Genomic DNA, 19,907 nt, shown 5'->3' on the forward strand with positions numbered 1-19,907 from the left:
GATGGAAGCCGGGGTTCGGCATCTGATCGAAGAAAGTGGCCTCGAGGTCGGCGAAGGCCCTCTTGAGCATATCCGTTAGGAAATTCAGTGCACTTCGCCGGGACTCCCGTAGTACTTCATAGCCAGTGTTTACTTCGGAATTCACAAGTCAGTCGGCTCAACTGCCTCGGCAACCAAGGTTCATTTCGCTTTCGGCCCGCGCGGCGCGCGACGCCGCGGCCAGCAGGCTGATGTCGTTCGGCCCAACAATAAAGCTATAGCCCGCTTCCCGCAGGTCGGCATAGCTGCGGCCTGCGCCGACGATTGTTCCTAGCATCAGCCCTCCGGCGCGCGCCACTTTCTCGACCTCAGCGATCTGGCCTTGGACGTCGGGGTGGGTCATGTCCTCGAGATGGTCCATTGATGCGGCGAAATCATTGGGTCCGACGAAGGCCATGTCGATACCCTCGATGCCCGCGATCTCGGCGACCTCGCGTACCGTGTCGACATGCTCAATCTGCGCCATGATCAGCAGCTCGTCATGAGCGGTCTTGGCGTAGTCTGTACGCTTGCCGTAGTCCGAGGCGCGGACGATAGGGGCTGCATAGCCCCGACGACCGCGGGGGGAATACTGGCAGAAGGCAGCAATGTCGCGCGCCATGGCCGCAGAGCTCACCATCGGCACCATGAGCGAACGCGCGCCGCGGTCGAGCGCACGTTTCAGCGTAGCCTCCGAGCAATCGGGGACGCGAACGATAGCCTGTCCGCCCGCGGCCTCAACGGCCCTGATCAGTCCGAGCCCTTCCTCGAGCCCAGCGGTTCCGTGTTCGCAGTCGATCACCACCACGTCCCAGCCGGTGTGCACGAGAAGTTCTGCCACCTCGGGAGTACCAAACTCGAGCCACGCGGCGGTGACGGTTTCGCCGGCCTGGAGCCGCGCCTTGAGCTTGTTCTTGCCAGTCATGAATTTGCTTCCCTTTCAGAATGTGAAGAACGTTTGCCAATGATCTCGAGCGCCGCCCGGAGCAGCAGCAGGCCCCACACGAGGAGGGTAATTGCGCCCAGCACTGCGGCGGTGCCGCGCTCGAAGAAGCCTGTAAGATCGCCCTGCGCTTTCATCATCGATACCATGAAGTTGCCCTCGACCACCTTGCCGAGAACGATGCCGAGGATCGCCGGGGCGAGCGGGATCTGCGCCCAGGCCATGACGAAGCCGAGCAGTCCGAGAACCAGGACGATCCAAATCGCCATCGTGCTGCCCATGATGGCATAGGCGCCTATAAGTGAGAGCATGAGCACCAGCGGCATTAACACGGCGCGAGGGATGCGCAGAAGGTAGGTTGCTAGGGTGACTGCTAGTCCGCCGGTAAGCAGCATCAGCAGGTTGGCCATGAAGAAGGCGCCGAAGATCGTGTAGACGAGGTTGGCATCGGTGGTGAAGATATCCGGACCGGGCGTGAGGCCCTTCATCAGCAGCACGCCGATCGCGATGGCGGTTACGCTGTCGCCGGGGATGCCAAATACCAGCGCCGGGGTCCATGCACCCGCCACGGCGGCGTTGTTCGCGGCTCCGCCGTCAACGATCCCCTCGAGATGGCCCTTGCCAAATTTCTCCGGAGTGCGCGAGAACCGCCGCGACAGGGCGTAGGCGATCCACGCGGCCACGTCGGCGCCCGCACCGGGCAGAGCGCCAACTACTGTACCGCCGAGCCCCGAGCGCATCACTGAAACCCAGCGGGTGCGGATCTCGTGCAGCGCGCCGCACAGGGCCGCGCTGAGTGGCTCGATCTTGATCCGTCGCAGCTTGGTCTCTTCGCCCGAACCGGCATTGCGCAGGAGTTCGGACAGCGCAAAGAGGCCAATCATCGCCGGGATGAAGCTGACACCGTCGTAGAGATCCATGAGCCCGAACGTGTAGCGCGGATGGCCCACGGCGACGTCGATGCCGACCGTGGCAATAGCGAGTCCTATGAAAAGCGATGCGAAGTTGCGTGCCACCGATGCACCGCCGACGAAGACTGCGCAGCTAAGCCCCAGCGTCGCCAGCCAGAACGCTTCGTCGCTTGAGAAGCTGGCGGAGAGCCGGGCGAGCTGTGGTGTCGCTAAGGCAAGCAGGATCACCCCGATGATACCGCCGAGGACCCCGGCAAACAGTGAGACGAACAGCGTGGTGCGTGGCTTGCCGGATTGGGCCAGCGCGTAGCTGTCCTCGACATAGGCTGCCGAGGCGGGAGTGCCGGGCATCTTGAGCAGCGCCCCCGAGATATCGCCAGCGAAGATTGCGGTGGTGGTGGTGGCGACGATGGCCGCCACCGCCTGCGCCGGGCCCATGAAATAGGTGAAGGGGACCAGCAACGCGACCGCCATGGTAGCGGTGAGCCCGGGCATCGAGCCGACGAAGGCGCCGTAGAGCGTGCACAGCAGAACCGTCGCCATGAGGTGCGGTTCAAGCACGGCGGTGAAGATCGCAAAAATGTCCATGACCAGTCCCCTACCAGGCCACCTGGGTTAGTGGGCCCCATGGCAGCGGCACCCGCAGTACGCTGTAGAACACGAAATGCAGGACGATGGGCGCGAGCAGCGCCACGGCAGTCGCGATTGGCCAGCCGCCACCAAAAACCCACACCGCAATGAGCAGCGCCAGTGCCGCAGCGATGTGAAATCCGAGAACCGGCAACAGGACCGCGAAGGCGGCCACCAACGCCAGCAAGATCAGGATCGGCAGCGCCTGAAGGCGACTTCCTTCGCTTGCCGGGGCGATGCCGCGCGCCGCCTCGAGAAGGATGCCGAGCCCCGACAGGATCAGCCCTGAGGCGATTATGCGCGGAAAGAGGTCGGGGCCAAAAGCCATGGCGCCGATCTGCGGAAAGCCCGAGGCGATCCAGATCATCAGTGTGCCGAGGGCGACAAGCGCCGCCCCCGTCACGATGTCCCGTGTTGCAGTCATTTGTCCCGGCCCGCTTACTTGGCGAGGCCGACGGCCTGGATCACCTCGCCGAGCGCTGCGTCCTGCTGCTGCATGTACGCGGCGAGATCTTCCGCGCCCATGTCGACCACCTCGGCGCCGCGGCTGGCCTTGAAGTCGGCCCACTCCTGCGAGGCGACGACTTCAGCCACAGCCTTTTCATAGGAGCACACGATGTTCGCGGGCATCCCATCGGGACCGGAGATGGATATGTAGGCCGCAAGGGTCCAGCCGCTTTCGAGAGCCTCGGAGGTCAGCGGAACATCGGGCAGCGCCTCCATCGGGCTGTGGTGCATGTAGGCCAGCGCCTTGACCTCGTCGGACTCTACGAGCGTCTTGCCCTCGGACAGGGCGGGGGTGGCGACGTCGACGCCGCCCGCGACCAGTTCCTGCAGCGCCGGGGCGGCGCCCTGCGAGGGAATCCAGCGGATCGCGTCGGGGGCCATCCCCTCGGCGTTCAGCATCCCGGCCAGGGCCAGGTGCCAAATGCCCCCGAGGGACGTGCCCGAGCCGGTCAGCTCGCCAGGGTTCTCTCGCGCATAGTCGAGCAGTTCGTTGACAGTACCAAACGGGCTCTTCTTGCCTACCAGAACCGAGGCGGGGACGATGTCGATCAGCGCGATAGGGGTGACGTCTTCGTAGGTCATCTCGGTCAGGCCAACCCAGTGCATGGTGTTGATCTCGACCGTGACAGCGCCAACCGTGTAGCCGTCGGGCTCGGCGCGCGAGATCGCCGAGTGACCGGTGACGCCGTTCCCGCCGGTGCGGTTCACCACGTTGAACGGCACGCCCCAGGACTTCTCAAGAAGACTCGCCAGCATCCGCGAGTTGGCATCGGTGCCGCCACCTGCGCCCCAGGGCACGATGTAGGTGACCGCGCGGTCGGGTTTCCAATCGCAGCTGTCCTGCGCAAGCACCGCGGTTCCGGACGTGGCAATGGCGGCGGCGCAAACGGCCACCCGTGCAAATCTGTACATGTAATCCTCCCATTGATGCACTGCCCCAAAGCATCCTCCGACAGTGCCCGGGGATAGTTGGACCATGGTATACCATCTCTAGTCAATCGTTTGACTAAGCATTTTTTGATTGGTTCGGCGAAAGCGCGCGGATACTGAAGGAATAAAGGCGGGAATGGCATGACAAAAAGAACGACGCTGCGCGACATCGCCGAGGAGCTGGGGCTATCGGTGTCCTCCGTCTCGCTTGCGCTGCGCGCGCATCCCCGGATTCCTGCCGCCACGGCCGAGTCGGTGCGCCAGGCCGCAGTGCGGCTCGGATACATCTACAACCGCGCCGCCGCCGACCTGCGCCGAGCCGAGAGCCACCTCGTCGCGGTCTGCCTCAGCGACCTGTCCAACCCGGTGTTCAACGAGTTCCTCGTGCAGATCGAGGACGAGCTCTGCACCCGCGACCGCAAAGTCTTTCTCGGCGTCGCGCGCGAGAGCCTCGATCAACAACGGCGCTTCCTGCAGACTGCGCTCGAGCATGGGGTGGGCGGGATCGTGCTCTGCCCGGTACACGGCACTGGCCCCACCGATCTCGACGTGCTGCTGCCGCGTGGACCCGGGGCGACGCCGATCGTGCCCACGGCGATCTTCTCGCGGCAGGTCGAGGGGGTGGCGCTGCCGCAGTTCGTCAACGATGACCCGCTTGCCGGGCGGCTGGCGGCAGAGTGCATGATCGAGGCGGGGCATCGGCGCATCGGCTGGATCGGCGGCGGGCAGGACACCTCGACCGCGCGCGGGCGGTTTGGCGGCTTCCGCGCCGCGCTTACGGAGGCCGGGCTGCCGCCGCCGCTGGTCCGTCACGGGCCGACGAGCCGGGCCTTCGGGCGATCGGCAGCGCTCGACCTGCTGCGGGAAACCGACGCCCCGACCGGGCTGGTCTGCTTCAGCGACCTGGTGGCCTTCGGGGTGCTGGCCGCGATCCGCGAACTGGGGCTCGAGCCGGGGCGGGAGGTGTCGCTGATCGGCTGCGACGACATGGACGAGGCGGCGTTTACCTGGCCCGGGCTGACGACGGTGGCGGTGGACAAGTCCGAGATCGGCCGCGCCGCGGCGCGCTGCCTGCTCGGGGAGTCCCCGGCGCAGGTCTCGGTGCTGCCCCCGGCGCTCATCCGCCGCGGCACGGTCGGACCCGCGCCGCGCTGATCCTCAGTCGCCGCTTGGAGTCCCGACGCTTTCGCGGCCGACGAGCGCGCCGCTGATCAGCACCTTGGTGGCGGGCTCCGGCGCGGTGGCGATCAGCATGTCGTCGAGCAGGCGCACCGCCATCGCGCCGATGCGGCGCTTCGGCACCTCGATGGTGCTAAGGGCGGGCTCGCTCATTGCACTCATCGGCAGGTTGTCGAACCCCACGACCGAGACATCCTCCGGGATGCGCAGCCCGTGCTCGCGCAGCGCCTTAATGAAGCCGAAGGCGATCATGTCATTGGCGCAGAAATAGGCCTCGGCCACGCGCGGGGCGGCAGCAAGCTGGGCGAGTCCGTCGCTGTAGGCGCCCTCGAGCGTCGAATCCACCGATAGGATCAGCGTCTCGTCCGCCTCGAGCCCCAGCGCCGCCATGCCGCGCAGGAAGGCGTCGTGGCGCAGCGCGAAATTGGTCACCGCGGTGTGGCTGGCCACCATGCCGATGCGCCGGAAGCCGCGCCCGGCGAGGTGGCGCAGCAACGCGAAGACCGCCTGGTCGTTGTCCATGTCGACGAAGCTGAGGTCGAGCAGCGGGTGGTAGGTGTCGATGAACACGACCGGCAGGGGCGCGCGGGCGAGGCACTGCACCTCTTCCTTGGTCAGCTCGGTGCCGAGGATCACCGCTCCGCGCAGGTCGCCCGAGCGCAGGGACTCGGCGATCTTGTCCACGTCGGTGCCCTCGAAGCTCTCGACCTGCAGCGAATAGTCCCGGCGGGTCGCCTCGTAGGACATGCCGTCGATGTAGTCGGAGATGAAGTGATTGTGGTCGCGGTTCACCGTGTGGCCGTGGCGGGCGATTTTGAGAAAGCGCAGCGTGTTGACGGAATCGGGGCGCGTGCGGCCGTTGCGGGGCTTGTATTTCATCTGCCGCACGGCGCTCAGCACCCGCTGGCGAGTCGCCTCCGAGATGTCGCCCTTGCCGTTCAGAACCAGCGAGGCGGTGGCGGCGGAAACCCCGGCACATTCGGCGACCTGACGCAGGGTGACCGGCTTTTTCTCTTGTTTTGTCATGGTTTGTCGCGGGCCCCTGGCGCTGGTGTTGTTTAGTAAACATCGTTCCGAACGCAGGAATGTTCAAGACAGAACGCCTTCGTGACTGCAACGGAAAGACTATTGAACGCTCCTGAATTATTTGTTAGCGATTTACTAAATCAAGGGTAAGTTTACTAAATCCTAGGAGGAGAGGATGCGTAAGCTAGATGGCCGCCTGGCAATTCTTTGGGTGCTCGTGATCGTCTTGCTGGCGATCGGCGGAGTCGCCTCGGGCGGTACCTACCTGTCCCTGTTCAACCTGCAGTCCATGGCGACCCAGGTGCCCGAGATCGGGCTTCTGGCGATCGGCGTGATGCTGGCCATGTGCGCCGGCAACGGCGGGATCGACCTGTCGGGCATCGCGCTGGCGAACCTGTCGGGCGTGGCGTCGGGGCTGGTGGCGACGCAGCTCTTCTCGGCCTACGAGGCGCCCTGGGCCTTCACCCTCGCCTTCGCCTTCGGTGCGCTCGTGGTGGGGGCACTCGGCGGGCTGCTGAACGGGCTGATCATCTCGCGTCTGGGGATTACGCCGATCCTCTGCACGCTGGGCACGCAGATGCTGTTCACCGGGCTGGCGGTGGTCTTCTCGGACGGGCGGTCGGTGACCATCGGCTCGCCGGACCCGCTTTACGAGCTGGGCAACGGGGTTATCCTCGGCGTGCCCTACGGCTTCCTGATCTTCCTGGGCGTGGCGCTGGTGCTGGGCGGGGTGCTGCGCTTCACCCCCTTCGGGATGCGGCTCATGCTCACCGGTGCCAACGCGCGTGCGGCGGACTTCAGCGGCTTCTCGAAGAACACCGTCTTTACCGTCACCTATACGCTGTCCGGCGCGCTGGCGGGGTTGTCGGGGGTGATCATCGCCGCGCGCAACGTCAACGTGAAGTGGGACTATGGCACCAGCTACCTGCTGATCGCGATCCTGATCGCGGTGATGGCCGGGGTACGGCCCGAGGGCGGCTACGGGCGGGTGTTCTGCGTCGTGCTCTCGGCCGTGGTGCTGCAGCTGCTGTCGAGCCTTCTGAATTTCATCGGCCTGTCGAACTTCGTCCGCGACTTCGCCTGGGGCGCGCTGCTGCTCGCCTTCCTCGCGGTGGGGCGGTTCGAACTCATCGAGAGGCTGGCCGCTGGGATAACTTCGGCGCGGGTCCCTCGCGCGTCGAAGGTCTGAGTACGAGGGAACTCTAGGGAGGAGTATACCATGAAGAAGACGTTCAAACTGGGCTGCGCCGCGGCCCTGATGGTCACCGCCGCTAGCGCCGCGATGGCCGAGGGCACGATCACCACGGTGGTCAAGATCAGCGGCATTCCGTGGTTCGACCGGATGGAGACCGGGGTGGAGCTCTTTGCCGAGCAGAACCCTGACATGACCATCAGCCAGGTCGGCCCGGCGCAGGCGGACAGCGCCCAGCAGCTGCAGATCGTGCAGGATCTCATTGCCAAGGGCACCGACGCGCTGGCGGTGGTGCCGATGGACCCGGCAATCCTCGAAGGCATCTTCAAGCGTGCCATGGATCGCGGCACGATCATCGTGACCCACGAGGCCGACAACCAGATGAACACGATGGTGGATGTCGAGGCCTTCGACAACGCCGAGTATGGCGCAGCGCTGAACGAGCGTCTGGCGGACTGCATGGGCGGCGAGGGCAAGTGGACCACCTTCGTCGGCTCGCTGGGCAGCCGCACCCACATGCAATGGGTCGGTGCCGGCGAGGAGAATGCCAAGAAGTACCCAGGCATGGAACTGGTCGATCCCAACAACGAGAGCTTTGACGACGCCAACGGCACCTATGAGAAGGCCAAGGAAGTGCTGCGCAAGCATCCCGACATCAAGGGTTTCCAGACCTCGGCGGGCAACGATGTGCTGGGCGTGGGCCGCGCCATCGAGGAGGCCGGTCTGACCGATCAGGTCTGCCTCGTCGGCACCGGTCTGCCGAACCCCTCGGCGGCCTATCTCGACAGCGGCGCGATCACCGCGATCGGCTTCTGGGATCCGCAGAAGGCCGGAATGGCGATGAACGCCGTGGCCAAGCTGCTGCTCGAGGGCGGCGAGCTCTCCGATGGCATGGATCTCGGCGTCGAGGGCTATGAGAGCGTGACGCTCAAGGATGGCCCGGGCGACGGCAAGCTGCTGATCGGCAACGGCATGGTGCTGGCCGACAAGGACACCTACAAGGACTACCTCTTCTGAGGTTGCCCTGCGCACGGGGGCGCCTGACCGCGCCCTCGGACACATCCGATCAAGAGGCGCATTTCCCGTGACCCACAGCGATCTTCAGGATCAGCCGTTTCTCGAGCTGCGCGGCATCCACAAGCGGTTCGGCGGCGTGCACGCGCTGCGCGGGGTCGATCTGACCCTGCGCGCCGGCGAGGCCTACCACCTGCTGGGCGAGAACGGCTGCGGCAAGAGCACGGTCATCAAGATCATGTCCGGCGCCCATGCGCCGACCGAGGGCGACATCCTGCTCGACGGGGTGCACCACGCCGCGCTGAGCCCGATCATGGCGCTCGAGGCGGGGATCGAGACCGTCTACCAGGACCTCTCGCTGCTGCCGAACCTGACGGTCGCCGAGAACGTCGCGCTTGGCGAACAGCTGGTCGGCGGGCACGGCCGGATGCTGCGCTGGCTCGACCGCGGCAAGCTGGGCGAGACCGCGGCCAAGGCGCTGCGCGAGGTCGGCCTGGAGCCGACCCGGACGCTGCTGGGCACCCGCGTGTCGGACCTGCCGCTGGCGATCCGTCAGCGTGTCGCCATCGCCCGCGCCATTGCCCAGGACGCGCGGCTGGTGATCATGGACGAGCCGACGACCTCGCTCACGCGGCACGAGGTGGAGACGCTGATCGAGGTGGTCGGCCGGCTGCGCGCACAGAATGTCGCGGTGCTCTTCGTCACCCACAAGCTCGAGGAATGCTACCGCATCGGCGGCCAGGCCATCGTCTTCCGCGACGGGCTATGCGTGGCGCAGGGGCCGATCGAGGATTACAGCCGCAGCCAGCTCAGCGCGCTGATGACCGGGCGCGAGATCGAGGCACGGCGCTACCGTTCGGGCGCGCCCTCGGGCGAGGAGCTGCTGCGCCTCGAGGGGCTCGGTTCGGACGAGGCCTTCCAGGGGGTCAGCACGGTGCTGCACAAGGGCGAGATCCTCGGCGTGACCGGCCTGTCGGACTCGGGCCGCAACGAGCTGGCGCTGGCGCTGTCGGGGCATCGCGCGATCACCGACGGGCGGGTCAGCATGGCCGGCGCGCCGGTGCGCATCGACACGCCCGCGCAATCCATCGAGCTTGGCATCGGCTACGTGCCCGAGGACCGGCTGGGCGAGGGGCTGTTCATCGAGAAATCGATCCTCGACAACGAGGTGACGCTGATCCTCGACCGCATCCTCGGACCGCTCGGCACCGTCGATCGTAGCAAGGCCCGCGCCGCCGCGCGGCGCATCTCGGAAGAGATGCAGCTCAACACCTCCGACATCGACCTGCCTGTGGGGACGCTCTCGGGCGGCAACCAGCAGCGGGTGCTGATCGGCCGTTGGCTCAGCATCGAGCCGCGCCTGCTGGTCCTGCACGGGCCGACCGTGGGCGTCGACGTGGGCTCGAAGGACACGATCTATCGCGCCATCCAAGCCATGGCCGAGCGCGGCATCGGGCTGATCATCGTCTCGGACGACCTGCCCGAGCTGCTGCAGAACTGCGACCGCATCCTGGTGATGAACGCCGGGAGGGTCGCGGCCGAGGTCGCCGGTGCGACCGCCAGCGAAGACGACATCTACCAGGCAATGCTCGCCTCCCAGCTGGAGGCCGCTGAATGACCATGACCCAATCTTCCCTCGATACCGCAGACACGACAGAGACCGCCGAGGCCGCGGCCCGCCGCCGCCCGGGTATCGCCGAGACCTTCGCGCGCCGTCCGGAACTGGTCAGCCTGTGCCTGCTGATCGCCATCTGCGTCACAGTGGCGGTGATCAACCCGGCCTTCCTGTCGCCGACTTCGCTGATCGACATGGGGCGCGCCTCGGTGGTCACCGGGCTCTTCGCGCTGGGGGTCTTCGCGATCCTCGCGGCGGGGGGTATCGACGTCAGCTTCACCGCAATCGCGGCGCTCACCATGTACTCGCTGACGCTCTTCGTGCTGAAGGTCGCGCCGGGGCTGCCGATGGCGGCAATCCTGGTCATCGCCGTGCTCGGCGGCACCATGCTCGGGGCGGTCAACGGCTGGCTGGTGCACGGCCTCAAGGTGGCGGCGCTGATCGTCACCATCGGCACGCAATACCTGTTCCGAGGCATCCTGCTGGCCTTTGTCGGCACGGTCTGGCTGATGGAGCTGCCGCCGCAGATGGTCGCCTTCGGCAAGGCCTCGATGTTCGACGTCACCACCGCGAACGGCGCGACGGTGACGCTGCCCTGGTATTTCCTGGTCTTCCCGGCCGCCGCGCTGCTGACTTGGGTGATCTTCAACCGCACGCTGATGGGCCGCGCGATATTTGCCACCGGCGGCAACCCCGAGGTGGCGGCTCGGCTCGGCTACGACCAGCGCCGGGTGCATCTCTTCGTCTTCGCATTCGCTGGCGGGCTCGCCGGGCTGGCGGGGATCGTGCACGTCTGCGCCAACCGCATGGCCAATCCCTTCGACCTCGTGGGGACCGAGATCGGCGTGATCGCCGCCGTGGTGCTGGGCGGGGCGCGGATCACCGGCGGCACCGGCTCGGTCTTAGGCACCGTCACGGGCGTGCTGCTGATCACCGTAGTCAATAACGTGCTGGTGCTGGTGGGCATCCCCTCGACCTGGCAGCGCGTCGTGGTCGGCGCCTTCATCCTTCTCGCCGCGGCCTTCTTCGTGACCCGCCGCCGTAAACTGCAATCCCGAACCCGGAAGTGAGCCCATGAAGAAGTTTCTCAACAATCCCGAGGCCTTCGTCGACGAGATGCTCGACGGCATCTACCGCGCCCACCCTGAAGTGACCTATGCCGCAGGCGACTTGCGCTGCTACGTGACCGCCAATCCCGTGCCCGGCAAGGTGGGCATCGTCACCGGCGGCGGCTCGGGACACCTGCCGACTTTCCTCGGCTTCGTCGGCGAGACCATGCTCGACGGCTGCGCCGTGGGCGGGGTGTTCCAGTCGCCGAGCTCGGACCAGATCCTCGAGGTGACCAAATACGTCGACCAGGGCGCCGGGGTGCTCTACCTCTACGGCAACTACACCGGTGACATCATGAACTTCGACATGGCCGGCGAGCTGGCCGAGCTGGAGGACATCGCGACCCGCACCGTGGTGGGCAATGACGATGTCGCCTCCTCGGTGGTCGGCGAAGAGCACAAGCGCCGCGGCGTGGCCGGGATCTTCTTTCTCTACAAGGCCGCCGGCGCGGCGGCGGCTCGGATGCTGCCGCTCGAAGAGGTCGCCCGCATCGCCGACAAGGCCCGCGCCCGCACCCGCACCATGGGGGTAGCTCTCTCGCCCTGCATCGTGCCCGAGGTGGGCAAGCCCGGTTTCGAGATCGGCGAGAACGAGATGGAGATCGGCATGGGCATCCATGGCGAGCCGGGTATCTCGCGCGAGACGATCAAGCCCGCCGACGAGGTGGTCGACACGATGATGGCGAAGATCTTCGCCGAGACCGACTACAATTCCGGCGACGAGGTGGCCGTCCTGCTCAACGGCCTCGGCGGCACGCCGCTCGAGGAACTCTACGTCCTGTTCCGCCGGGTCTCGATCCTGATGGAGGAGCGCGGCGTGAGGATCCGCCATTGCTGGCTCGGCGAGTTTGCCACGTCGATGGAGATGGCCGGGGCGTCGATCTCGGTGCTGCACCTCGACGACGAGCTGGAGCCGCTGATTGCCGAGCCGGCGAACACGCCGTTCTTCAAGCACATCAAGGGATAAGACCATGGCACTGACTGCGGAGCAGATGCGCTCGCTCTACACCGCCTGGGCCGAGCGCTTCGCGGCCGAGCGCGAGGCGCTGATCGCGCTCGACGGCAAGGTCGGCGACAGCGATCTCGGGATCACCATGTCCAAGGGCTTTGCCGCCGCCAACGAGGCGGTGCAGGGGCTCGAGGGCGCGTCCGTCGCCGGGCAGATGAAGGCGGCGGGGGCGGCGCTGGCCAAGGCCGCGCCCTCGACCATGGGCACGTTGATGGCCACCGGTTTCCTGCGCGGCTTCAAGGCGCTGGAGGGCGCCGAGCAGTTCGGCACCGCCGAGGCGGCTGCCTTCTGGCGCGCCTATGCGGACGGTGTGGCGCAGCGCGGCAAGGCGCAGCTCGGCGACAAGACGGTACTCGACGTGCTCGACCCGATCGCCGCCGCGCTCGAGGGCAGCGACGTGGGTCTTTCTGGGGCGCTGGAGGCCGCGGCAGAGGCCGCGGAAGAAGCGCTGGAAGCGACCAAGCTGATGGTTGCGCAGCACGGCAAAGCGGCGGCCTTCCAGGAAAAATCGCGCGGCCTGCCGGATGCCGGCGGCACCGTGGCGCTGATCCTTATCGAGGTCATGCGCGACGTGGCACGGGATGCGGCGCAGGGCTGAGCCAGCCGCCACGACCGCGACGCACAGAAGGAGACAACATGCATTACAGGCAACTCGGACGCAGCGGGCTGAGGGTTTCGGCGCTCGCCATGGGCAGCTTCACCTTCGGCGGCAAGGGCGATTTCGGCATGGTGGGCGCGCAGGGGGTGCCCGAGGCGCAAAGGCTCATCGACACCTGCCTCGATCACGGCATCAATCTGCTCGATACAGCCAACATGTACTCGACGGGTCTGGCCGAGGAGATCCTCGGCGCGGCGCTCGAGGGGCGGCGCGAGAGGGTGCTGATCTCGTCCAAGGCGCGGATGCGCATCGGGGACGGGCCGAACGACGAGGGCGCCAGCCGCTGGCACCTGATCCGCGAGTGCGAGCGCAGCCTGAAACGGCTGTGCACCGACCACATCGACATCTACCACATCCACGAATGGGACGGGCTGACCCCGGTCGAGGAGACCATGGAGGCGCTCGACACGCTGACCCGGCAGGGCAAGATCCGCTACGCCGGCTGCTCGAACTACACTGGCTGGCAGCTGATGAAGGCGCTGATGGCCTCGGAGCGACACAATCTGACGCGATTTGTCACCCAGCAGATCCATTACACCGTCGAGGCGCGCGAGGCGGAATACGAGCTGCTGCCGATCTCTCTCGACCAGGGGCTGGGGGTGACGGTCTGGAGCCCGCTCGCCGCCGGGCTGCTCAGCGGCAAGCACCGCCGCGACGGTTTCGCCGAGGGCAGCCGGCAGGCGAAAGGCTGGACCGAGCCGCCGATCCGCGACTGGGATCGGCTGTGGAACATCGTCGACGTGCTGGCCGAGATCGGTTCCGCGCATGAGGTCGAGGCGGCGCAGGTGGCGCTGGCCTGGACGCTGGGCCGTCCGGCGGTGGCCTCGCTGGTGGTCGGTGCCAGCGCGCCAGAACAGATGCAGCGCAACCTGCGCGCGCTCGACGTGGATCTCAGCGACGACGAACTCGCCCGCATCGACGCGGTGAGCCGCCCGCCGTTGATCTATCCGCACTGGCACCAGGCGCAGTTCGCCAGGGCCCGTTTCGCGGGGCCCGAGCGCGCCCTGCACGGGTGACCCGGCAGGGCGAGGGGATTTCACCCCGCCGCCATTATCTCGCGATAGGCCGCGTGATCCGCCTGCATCCGGCGGAACACGCGGTACTTTGCGTCATGGTAGGCGGCAATTGCACCACCCCGCGGCGCGATTTCTTCCACCGCGGGGGCCATGGCGCGCATCGCCTCGGCGAGCGAGCGCTGCGCCCCAGCCGCTACTGCGCCGAGCATGGCCGAGCCGAGAAGCACCGGCTCGCGGGCCTCCGGGACGATCACCGGGACACCGCAGGCATCCGCCGTCTCGCGCAGGTAGAGCGCGTTCTTCGCCAGCCCGCCCGAGACAACAATGCTGTCGATCGCGGCCCCGGCGGCGCGCATCTCTTCCAGGATGTGCCGCGTGCCGTAGGCGAGCGCCTGCAGCGTCGCGAGGTAGTCGAGCGCGAGATCGTCGCGCCCGGTGTCGAGCGTGATTCCGTCGATGCCGCCCCTGCGCCAGGGCGCGGCCAGCGGCGAGCGGTTGCCATGCGCGTCGGGCTGGACGTGGCGCGAACGGGTGAGCGTGGCCGTATCCTCTGCCATCTCGGAGAGCCGGGCATCGAGCAAGGTGGCGGGGTGCCGGCCCGCGGCCAAGGCTTCGGCTCTCAGCGAAGGATAGGCACCATGGCGGGCGAGGAGGGCGTCAATGAGTGCCCCGGCCGCAGACTGCCCGCCCTCGTTGACCCATAGCCCGGGCAGAAGCGCGCCGAAATAGGGCCCCCAGACGCCCGGCACATAGGCGGGCTCGGCGGTCACCGCGATGTGGCAGGTCGAGGTCCCGGCGATCATTGCGAGGCTCTGCGCGGCACCCGCACCCAGCGTGCCAAGCGCCCCGGCATAGGCGTCGATGAGGCTCGCGCCGACCGCGATGCCCTCGGGCAGGCCAAGCTCGGCCGCGGCCAGCGCCGTCAGCCCGCCGAGCCGGGTGCCGGGGGTGGCGATCTCGGTGCCGATGCGCGCGTGGCCCTCGGGGCCGGTCAGCGCGTCGAGGCCGATCGTCGAAAGGAAGTCGTCATCCCAACCCTCGCCTTCAAGCCCGAGATGGCCGAGATAGGTCCACTTGCAGACCAGCGAGCAGAGCGAGCGCGCCCGGCTGCCGCAGGCGCGCCAGACCAGCCAGTCGGGCAGATCCCACAGGTGCGCTGCGCGGGCGAAGCGGTGCGGCATCTCGCGCTGGAGCCAGCGCAGCTTGGGCATCTGCATCTCGGGGCTGATCACCTCGCCGACGTGGCGCAGCGGTGCGCCGCCGATGGCGTTGATCTCCTCGGCATCCGAGAGCGCCCGGTGATCCATCCAGACGATCACGTCCTGCCCGGCCGCGCCCTCCGGGCCGATCGAGACGGGCCGGTCCGCGGCATCCGCCAGCACCAGCGAGCAGGTGGCGTCGAAGCCGAGTCCTGCGACCTCCTCCGGCCGGACGCCCGAGGCCGCGACCGCCTCGCGCACTGCGGCGCAGATCGACTCCCAGATATCGGCGCTGCTCTGCTGTGCCCAGCCAGGACGGGGACGCCACATTGTGATCTCGCGCCCGCTGGCGGCGAGCAGCGTTCCGCGCTCGTCGAACACCCCGGCGCGCGCACTGCCGGTTCCCACGTCGATACCGATAAACGTCATCTGGCCTCCCTACGCCGCCTTGCTGGAGCCGTAATACAGTTGGTCTCGCGAGTTCCGAAGTGTCCGACGCGCTAGAAACGTGGAGATCTTCGCGTTGGCGGGCGACGCCTCAGAGTGGACACCATGCTCGCTTGCGATCGTGATGACAAGGAAGCTCAGCTCCTGCGTTATGAAGGTTTGACCCTTTTTGCTTTGGGTTTTCGCTGATTGTGGCCTTCTGAGAGTTGCCGTCCCGCGACTCCCTTGGAGTGGCACCTGACGGCAGGTTTGAAGCACACGTTTTTGCCTTACGCTCCCAAATACCGGATTAGGGCTCGCGCGCAGCCGGCGCCCAGACGGCGGAACGGAGCGCCTCGGAGCCAAGTCGAAGACGGTCGCGCGTTCAATTCTCTGATGGCTCGGTCCGTGGCAACGAATGTTCCCTGATTTGTGAGTCACAGGGATGGTTCACTGTGCATTCTGCAAGGACTGAGCAAGCGATAATATCGCTGACTGCACTCAGATCGACCGGCAGCAGCGCATCGGGCAGGTTGTGATAGCTGACCGGGCGCAGGAAGCGGCGGATCGACATGGTGCCGACCGAGGTCGCGTCGAAGTTGGTCGGGGCCGGGTACGGGCCGCCCTGCACCATCGCCTCGCGGACCGCGACGCCGGTGGGGAACCGTTGATCAACAGCCGGCCCGCCTTGCGCTCGAGCACCGGCATCAGGCGCTGCGCCGGGGCGGTGTCCCCCTCGTCCATATGGAGCGTCGCGGTGAACTGGCCTTCGAAGCCGCGCGCCAGTTGGTTCATTTCGTCCGGACCCGAAACACGCTCCACTAGGCCGAGCGGGCCGAAGACCTCTTCGTCAAGCGCGTGGCCCTGCAGGTAATTGGCGGCGTCGGTCTCGAAAAGGTTGGGCAGCGCGTTGCGGCCCTCGCTGTCGGTGACAAGCACCGGCTGCACGGTTTCACGGCATTGCGGCCATCGAAGCGCGACTTGCCGTCCTTATAGGTCTGCGTAATACCATCGGTGAGCATGCACTGGGTGGTGACGCCCTTCAGCGCCGCGGCAGCCGCGGCCACGAAAACGTCGCCCTCGGGACCGGTTTCGACCACCGCGATGCCGGGGTTGGTGCAGAAATGGCCGGCGCCCATGGTGAGCGAGCCGGCCCAACCGGTGCCGATGTCAGCGCCGCGCGCTTTCATCGCCTCGGGGTGCATGAACATCGGGTTCACCGAGCCCAGCTCACCGAAGAAGGGGATCGGCACGTCGCGCTGCGCGCAGAGATCAAACACCGCGCGACCGCCGCCCAGCGAGCCGGTGAAAACCACGGCGTTGATCAGCGGGTGCTGCACCAGCGCCTGACCGACGTCGCGCTTGCCGCCCTGCACCAGCGGGAAGACGCCCTTGGGCATGCCAGTCTTCTCGATCGCGGCGAGGATCGCTTCTGCGACGATTTCGCCGGTGCCGGGGTGCGCGCCGTGGCCCCTGACGACCAAGGGCAGCCCGCGGCCAGCGCGGCAGCGGTGTCACCACCCGAAGTGGAGAAAGCGAGCGGGAAGTTCGAGGCACCAATGACGGCAACCAGGCCGGTCGGGCGATGCACCAGTTTGATGTCGGGGCGCGGCAGCGGCTGGCGTTCGGGCAGAGCCTCATCATGGCGGATGTCGAGATAATCGCCCTTCAGGATGCGTTCAGTGAACAAACGCAGCTGGCCGGTGCTGCGGCCACCCTCGCCCTGCAGGTGGCCTTCGGGCCGGCCGGTTTTCCAACGGCCAATCTCGGTTGTCATCTCGCCGCGCACCTCGATCTCGTCGGCGATGGCCTCGAGGAATTTCGCGCTGCTCTCGCCGCTGGCGTAGCCGTAGCGTCTTCGGCGGCCTTGAAGGCCTGATCAACCAGATCAAGGGTGCGGACGGGGAACTGGTGCACCGGGCCGGTAACGGCCTGGGAGGAAGATTGCGCTTTGGTGGCGATCCATTCGCCTAAGATTAGGTGTTTGCCGTGCGGGTGAAGATCCGTGTCGTGCCGTGCATGGTAACGTCCTTTCCGGCGTCTGCTCGTGCATTGATGTTTGGATCTCTGCCGGTGGAATGTGCGTCGTGATCGCGTGATGAGACGCCCCGCCGTGTGAGTGTCTCGACAAACTCCAGCCTTCTATCGAGGTTCACCCCACGGGATAAGGGCCTGAGCAAGGCGCTGTGCCCAAGCCAAGCATTGAAGCGTGGTATCGGGCAGATCAGGGTGCAGGCAGCCGGTAGAACTCCGCAGCATTGGTTTCGAAGATCTTGGTGAGGTCTTCGGACGTATAGAGGTCCGATAGCAGCGCGCAGGCCAGTTCGGTGACCTCTGAATGGGTCGCGGCGAGCGTGCACACCGGCCAGTCGGTTCCGAAAATCAGCCGGTTGGGACCGAAGGCCCGTGCCACGTGGCTCAGGAAGGGGCGGATGCGTTCTGCGGTCCAATCCGCCCCTGCCTCAGTCACCACGCCCGAGATTTTGCACGAAAGGTTCGGGTGTGCGGCGATGCGGGTGATGTCCTGCCCCCATTGCCCGAATTCGCCGGTGGTCATGTCCGGCTTTGACATATGGTCGACAACGCCGCGCAGACCGGGCACGTCGGGCAGCACCTGCAAGAGCGCCGGCAGATGCCGGGGGAAGGTCAGGATGTCGACAGGCACGCTGCGGCGCGCGACTTCCGAGAGGGCGGCCCGGAAGGCGTCCGAGGTGATGAGAGTGGGATCGTGCTCCTGCAGCATCGGCCGGAGCCCCACCCACTTCGGCTGGTTCATGTAGTGTTCGAGCCGCCTGGCGAAATCCGGGGACGTCATGTCGAGCCAGCCCACCACGCCCGCGACGAAATCGGACCGGGCGGCGATTTCGAGCAGGAAATCGGTCTCCGCTGCCTGCACGACAATGGTTCGTTCGATCCCGGCCTTGGCCATCAGGGGCGCAAGGTCTTCGGGCCCGAAGTCACGCAAGAGCGGGGTCAGGTCCGGCGTCATCCAAGCGTAGTCTCCGCGATCGATCTGCTAGAAGTGCTGATGGGCGTCGATCGTCATGCCCGCAGGACTCCTTTCTTGAGAATGAGGTTGGCGTAGAGCCGCCGTTCGCCCGTCGCCACGATGGCATAGGCGGTCTTTGCGCGGTCGTAGAAAGCAAAGCGGTCAATCTCTTCCATCGTGACCGGCGCGCCTGCCGCACCGGAAAGGATGCGATCAAAGTCATCGTAGATCGGCGGGCGACCGTCGGGAGAAGACATGGCGGCGGCAGGGGCAACGACAAAATCGTCGAGGGGCATGACCGAAAGAATTGCTTCGGCGACGCGGTCAACACCGATGCCCGGCAGGCGGATCAGGCGCCGGGCCAAGGCGGCCGCCGGAAAGTTGGCGTCGGTCAGGACGATTTCGTCGCCGTGCCCCATGTCGCGCAGGATGGCGAGAAGGTCCCCGGTGAGCAGCGGGTCGATACTTTTGAGCATTGTCGAAGCCCTTTGTTAGTGGCCTTTGGTCGCGAGAAGCGCGGCTTCGAGATCGGACCAGAGGCCGTCCGGCAATTCGGTACCGAACCAGTCGACATTCTGTTGAAGCTGCTCGGGGGTCTTGGCGCCGATCACCACAGAGGTGACAGCAGGGTGCCGGATGGGGAAGCGGATCGCTGCGGCGGCCAATGGCGCGCCGTAGCCGTCGCAGACCTCGCGAAGCGCCTCGACGCGGGCGATGATCTCGGGAGGTGCGTCGGCATAGTTGAACTTGCGCCGCCCGCCCTTGGGTGCAGCGAGAATGCCGGAATTATAGACCCCGCCAAGCGCCAGCGCGACACCACGCTTTTGCGCGATCGGCAGGAAGCTGTCTTCGGCATCGCGGTCAAGAAGCGAATAGCGCCCAGCCAGCATGCAGCAATCGAGGTCGGTTTCCTCCAGCGCGTCGCGGATCACCTCCCATTCGTTGACGCCAAGCCCGAAGCCCTTGATGTCGCCAGCAGATTTCAGCTCTTGAAGGGCGCGGAAGCCGCCGCCCTTGGTCAGGGCGTTCCAATGATGGGCGTTCGCCTCGCCGTGGGTGACCGGGCCGATGTCGTGGACATAGAGCAGGTCGATCCGGCGCAGGCCGAGGCGTTGCTGGCTGTCGTCATAGCTTCGCATGATGGCGTCATACGAATAGTCGAAGACCTCGCGGAAGGGCAGGGCGTTGACGAAGCCCGGATCGAGCGGGTTCTTCGGCGGTTCGGGGGGGAGTGGCCGACCGTGCCGCTCAGTGGTCATCAGCCGGCCCACCTTGGTCGAGAGCGCGTAGCTGTCGTCCTTCTCGCGCAGAACGTGCCCGACGAGATGCTCCGCGCGGGTGAGCCCATACATCGGTGCGGTGTCGAAATAGCGGATGCCAAGGTTCCAAGCGCATTCAAGCGTGGCCAGCGCCTGGTCTCGCGAAACATCGGCATAGAGGCCGCCAAGCGGTGCCGAGCCGATGCCAAGGGCGGTCAGGGTCAGCCCGGTATCGCCGACCGGCCGGGGCGTGGATGCGGTGATGGTCATACAGGGA

The 19,907-nt window shown here is 66.5% G+C and carries 17 protein-coding genes and 1 pseudogene; 8 read left to right on the forward strand and 10 right to left on the reverse strand.

Features of this window, described 5'->3' with window-relative positions; translation table 11 throughout:
• Positions 1-157: 157 nt before the first annotated feature.
• Genes G0Q01_RS06250 through G0Q01_RS06265 form a run of 4 tightly spaced genes read right to left on the reverse strand, consistent with a single transcriptional unit; the run spans position 158 to position 3,921 of the window.
• A complete protein-coding gene (locus G0Q01_RS06250) occupies positions 158-943 on the reverse strand; it encodes an HpcH/HpaI aldolase/citrate lyase family protein (protein WP_164196816.1) in 786 nt (261 codons plus the stop codon).
• A complete protein-coding gene (locus G0Q01_RS06255) occupies positions 940-2,460 on the reverse strand; it encodes a tripartite tricarboxylate transporter permease (protein ID WP_164213102.1) in 1,521 nt (506 codons plus the stop codon). Before G0Q01_RS06255 ends, G0Q01_RS06250 begins: the two co-directional genes overlap by 4 nt.
• Positions 2,461-2,470: 10 nt before the next feature.
• The gene (locus tag G0Q01_RS06260) at positions 2,471-2,926 is read right to left on the reverse strand and encodes a tripartite tricarboxylate transporter TctB family protein (protein WP_108970042.1); all 456 of its coding nucleotides are present in this window, start codon (positions 2,924-2,926) and stop codon (positions 2,471-2,473) included.
• A gap of 14 nt (positions 2,927-2,940) precedes the next feature.
• Positions 2,941-3,921, reverse strand: coding sequence for a tripartite tricarboxylate transporter substrate binding protein (locus tag G0Q01_RS06265; RefSeq protein ID WP_108970041.1), 981 nt, complete (start codon positions 3,919-3,921; stop codon positions 2,941-2,943).
• Positions 3,922-4,080: 159 nt separating this feature from the next.
• On the opposite strand from G0Q01_RS06265, the gene G0Q01_RS06270 reads away from it, so the two are divergent.
• Positions 4,081-5,094: a LacI family DNA-binding transcriptional regulator gene (locus G0Q01_RS06270; RefSeq protein ID WP_164213103.1), complete on the forward strand. Its 1,014-nt coding sequence runs from the start codon at positions 4,081-4,083 to the stop codon at positions 5,092-5,094.
• 3 nt (positions 5,095-5,097) lie between these two features.
• On the opposite strand, the gene G0Q01_RS06275 is transcribed toward G0Q01_RS06270, so the two are convergent.
• Positions 5,098-6,144: a LacI family DNA-binding transcriptional regulator gene (locus tag G0Q01_RS06275; protein WP_108970039.1), complete on the reverse strand. Its 1,047-nt coding sequence runs from the start codon at positions 6,142-6,144 to the stop codon at positions 5,098-5,100.
• A gap of 175 nt (positions 6,145-6,319) precedes the next feature.
• Between G0Q01_RS06275 and G0Q01_RS06280 the strand changes: the two genes are divergently transcribed.
• From G0Q01_RS06280 to G0Q01_RS06310, 7 genes are all read left to right on the forward strand, one after another.
• Positions 6,320-7,333 carry an ABC transporter permease gene (locus tag G0Q01_RS06280; protein WP_108970038.1) on the forward strand — a complete coding sequence of 338 codons (1,014 nt, stop codon included), beginning with the start codon at positions 6,320-6,322 and terminating at the stop codon, positions 7,331-7,333.
• Between the two features lie 30 nt (positions 7,334-7,363).
• Positions 7,364-8,353: a substrate-binding domain-containing protein gene (locus tag G0Q01_RS06285; RefSeq protein WP_108970037.1), complete on the forward strand. Its 990-nt coding sequence runs from the start codon at positions 7,364-7,366 to the stop codon at positions 8,351-8,353.
• Between the two features lie 67 nt (positions 8,354-8,420).
• The gene (locus G0Q01_RS06290; protein ID WP_164196820.1) at positions 8,421-9,968 is read left to right on the forward strand and encodes a sugar ABC transporter ATP-binding protein; all 1,548 of its coding nucleotides are present in this window, start codon (positions 8,421-8,423) and stop codon (positions 9,966-9,968) included.
• Positions 9,969-9,970: 2 nt separating this feature from the next.
• The gene (locus G0Q01_RS06295) at positions 9,971-11,035 is read left to right on the forward strand and encodes an ABC transporter permease (RefSeq protein WP_108970391.1); all 1,065 of its coding nucleotides are present in this window, start codon (positions 9,971-9,973) and stop codon (positions 11,033-11,035) included.
• A gap of 4 nt (positions 11,036-11,039) precedes the next feature.
• A complete protein-coding gene (locus G0Q01_RS06300) occupies positions 11,040-12,041 on the forward strand; it encodes a dihydroxyacetone kinase subunit DhaK (protein ID WP_164213104.1) in 1,002 nt (333 codons plus the stop codon).
• A 4-nt stretch (positions 12,042-12,045) separates the two neighbouring features.
• A complete protein-coding gene (locus G0Q01_RS06305; RefSeq protein ID WP_164196821.1) occupies positions 12,046-12,681 on the forward strand; it encodes a dihydroxyacetone kinase subunit L in 636 nt (211 codons plus the stop codon).
• A gap of 38 nt (positions 12,682-12,719) precedes the next feature.
• The gene (locus G0Q01_RS06310) at positions 12,720-13,757 is read left to right on the forward strand and encodes an aldo/keto reductase (protein WP_164196822.1); all 1,038 of its coding nucleotides are present in this window, start codon (positions 12,720-12,722) and stop codon (positions 13,755-13,757) included.
• Between the two features lie 20 nt (positions 13,758-13,777).
• Here the strand turns inward: G0Q01_RS06310 and G0Q01_RS06315 are convergent, their stop codons facing one another.
• From G0Q01_RS06315 to G0Q01_RS06335, 5 genes and pseudogenes are all read right to left on the reverse strand, one after another.
• A complete protein-coding gene (locus G0Q01_RS06315; protein WP_164196823.1) occupies positions 13,778-15,385 on the reverse strand; it encodes an FGGY-family carbohydrate kinase in 1,608 nt (535 codons plus the stop codon).
• A gap of 496 nt (positions 15,386-15,881) precedes the next feature.
• Positions 15,882-17,359 (reverse strand): annotated as a pseudogene (locus G0Q01_RS06320) (aldehyde dehydrogenase (NADP(+))); the annotation flags it as partial.
• Between the two features lie 247 nt (positions 17,360-17,606).
• A complete protein-coding gene (locus G0Q01_RS06325; protein WP_203594920.1) occupies positions 17,607-18,371 on the reverse strand; it encodes an amidohydrolase in 765 nt (254 codons plus the stop codon).
• A 53-nt stretch (positions 18,372-18,424) separates the two neighbouring features.
• Positions 18,425-18,847: an RbsD/FucU family protein gene (locus G0Q01_RS06330; protein ID WP_164196824.1), complete on the reverse strand. Its 423-nt coding sequence runs from the start codon at positions 18,845-18,847 to the stop codon at positions 18,425-18,427.
• Between the two features lie 15 nt (positions 18,848-18,862).
• A complete protein-coding gene (locus G0Q01_RS06335; RefSeq protein WP_164196825.1) occupies positions 18,863-19,900 on the reverse strand; it encodes an aldo/keto reductase in 1,038 nt (345 codons plus the stop codon).
• Positions 19,901-19,907 lie beyond the last annotated feature (7 nt).

Source organism: Salipiger sp. PrR007 (genome assembly GCF_010499845.1).
In the GTDB taxonomy this organism is placed as follows: Bacteria; Pseudomonadota; Alphaproteobacteria; order Rhodobacterales; family Rhodobacteraceae; genus Salipiger; species Salipiger pacificus_A.

Coding starts and splice junctions, on each gene's coding strand:
- G0Q01_RS06250 (WP_164196816.1), bottom strand. CDS start 943: ATGACTGGCAAGAACAAGCTCAAGGCGCGGCTCCAGGCCGGCGAAACC.
- G0Q01_RS06255 (WP_164213102.1), bottom strand. CDS start 2,460: ATGGACATTTTTGCGATCTTCACCGCCGTGCTTGAACCGCACCTCATG.
- G0Q01_RS06260 (WP_108970042.1), bottom strand. CDS start 2,926: ATGACTGCAACACGGGACATCGTGACGGGGGCGGCGCTTGTCGCCCTC.
- G0Q01_RS06265 (WP_108970041.1), bottom strand. CDS start 3,921: ATGTACAGATTTGCACGGGTGGCCGTTTGCGCCGCCGCCATTGCCACG.
- G0Q01_RS06270 (WP_164213103.1), top strand. CDS start 4,081: ATGACAAAAAGAACGACGCTGCGCGACATCGCCGAGGAGCTGGGGCTA.
- G0Q01_RS06275 (WP_108970039.1), bottom strand. CDS start 6,144: ATGACAAAACAAGAGAAAAAGCCGGTCACCCTGCGTCAGGTCGCCGAA.
- G0Q01_RS06280 (WP_108970038.1), top strand. CDS start 6,320: ATGCGTAAGCTAGATGGCCGCCTGGCAATTCTTTGGGTGCTCGTGATC.
- G0Q01_RS06285 (WP_108970037.1), top strand. CDS start 7,364: ATGAAGAAGACGTTCAAACTGGGCTGCGCCGCGGCCCTGATGGTCACC.
- G0Q01_RS06295 (WP_108970391.1), top strand. CDS start 9,971: ATGACCCAATCTTCCCTCGATACCGCAGACACGACAGAGACCGCCGAG.
- G0Q01_RS06300 (WP_164213104.1), top strand. CDS start 11,040: ATGAAGAAGTTTCTCAACAATCCCGAGGCCTTCGTCGACGAGATGCTC.
- G0Q01_RS06305 (WP_164196821.1), top strand. CDS start 12,046: ATGGCACTGACTGCGGAGCAGATGCGCTCGCTCTACACCGCCTGGGCC.
- G0Q01_RS06310 (WP_164196822.1), top strand. CDS start 12,720: ATGCATTACAGGCAACTCGGACGCAGCGGGCTGAGGGTTTCGGCGCTC.
- G0Q01_RS06315 (WP_164196823.1), bottom strand. CDS start 15,385: ATGACGTTTATCGGTATCGACGTGGGAACCGGCAGTGCGCGCGCCGGG.
- G0Q01_RS06325 (WP_203594920.1), bottom strand. CDS start 18,371: ATGACGCCGGACCTGACCCCGCTCTTGCGTGACTTCGGGCCCGAAGAC.
- G0Q01_RS06330 (WP_164196824.1), bottom strand. CDS start 18,847: ATGCTCAAAAGTATCGACCCGCTGCTCACCGGGGACCTTCTCGCCATC.
- G0Q01_RS06335 (WP_164196825.1), bottom strand. CDS start 19,900: ATGACCATCACCGCATCCACGCCCCGGCCGGTCGGCGATACCGGGCTG.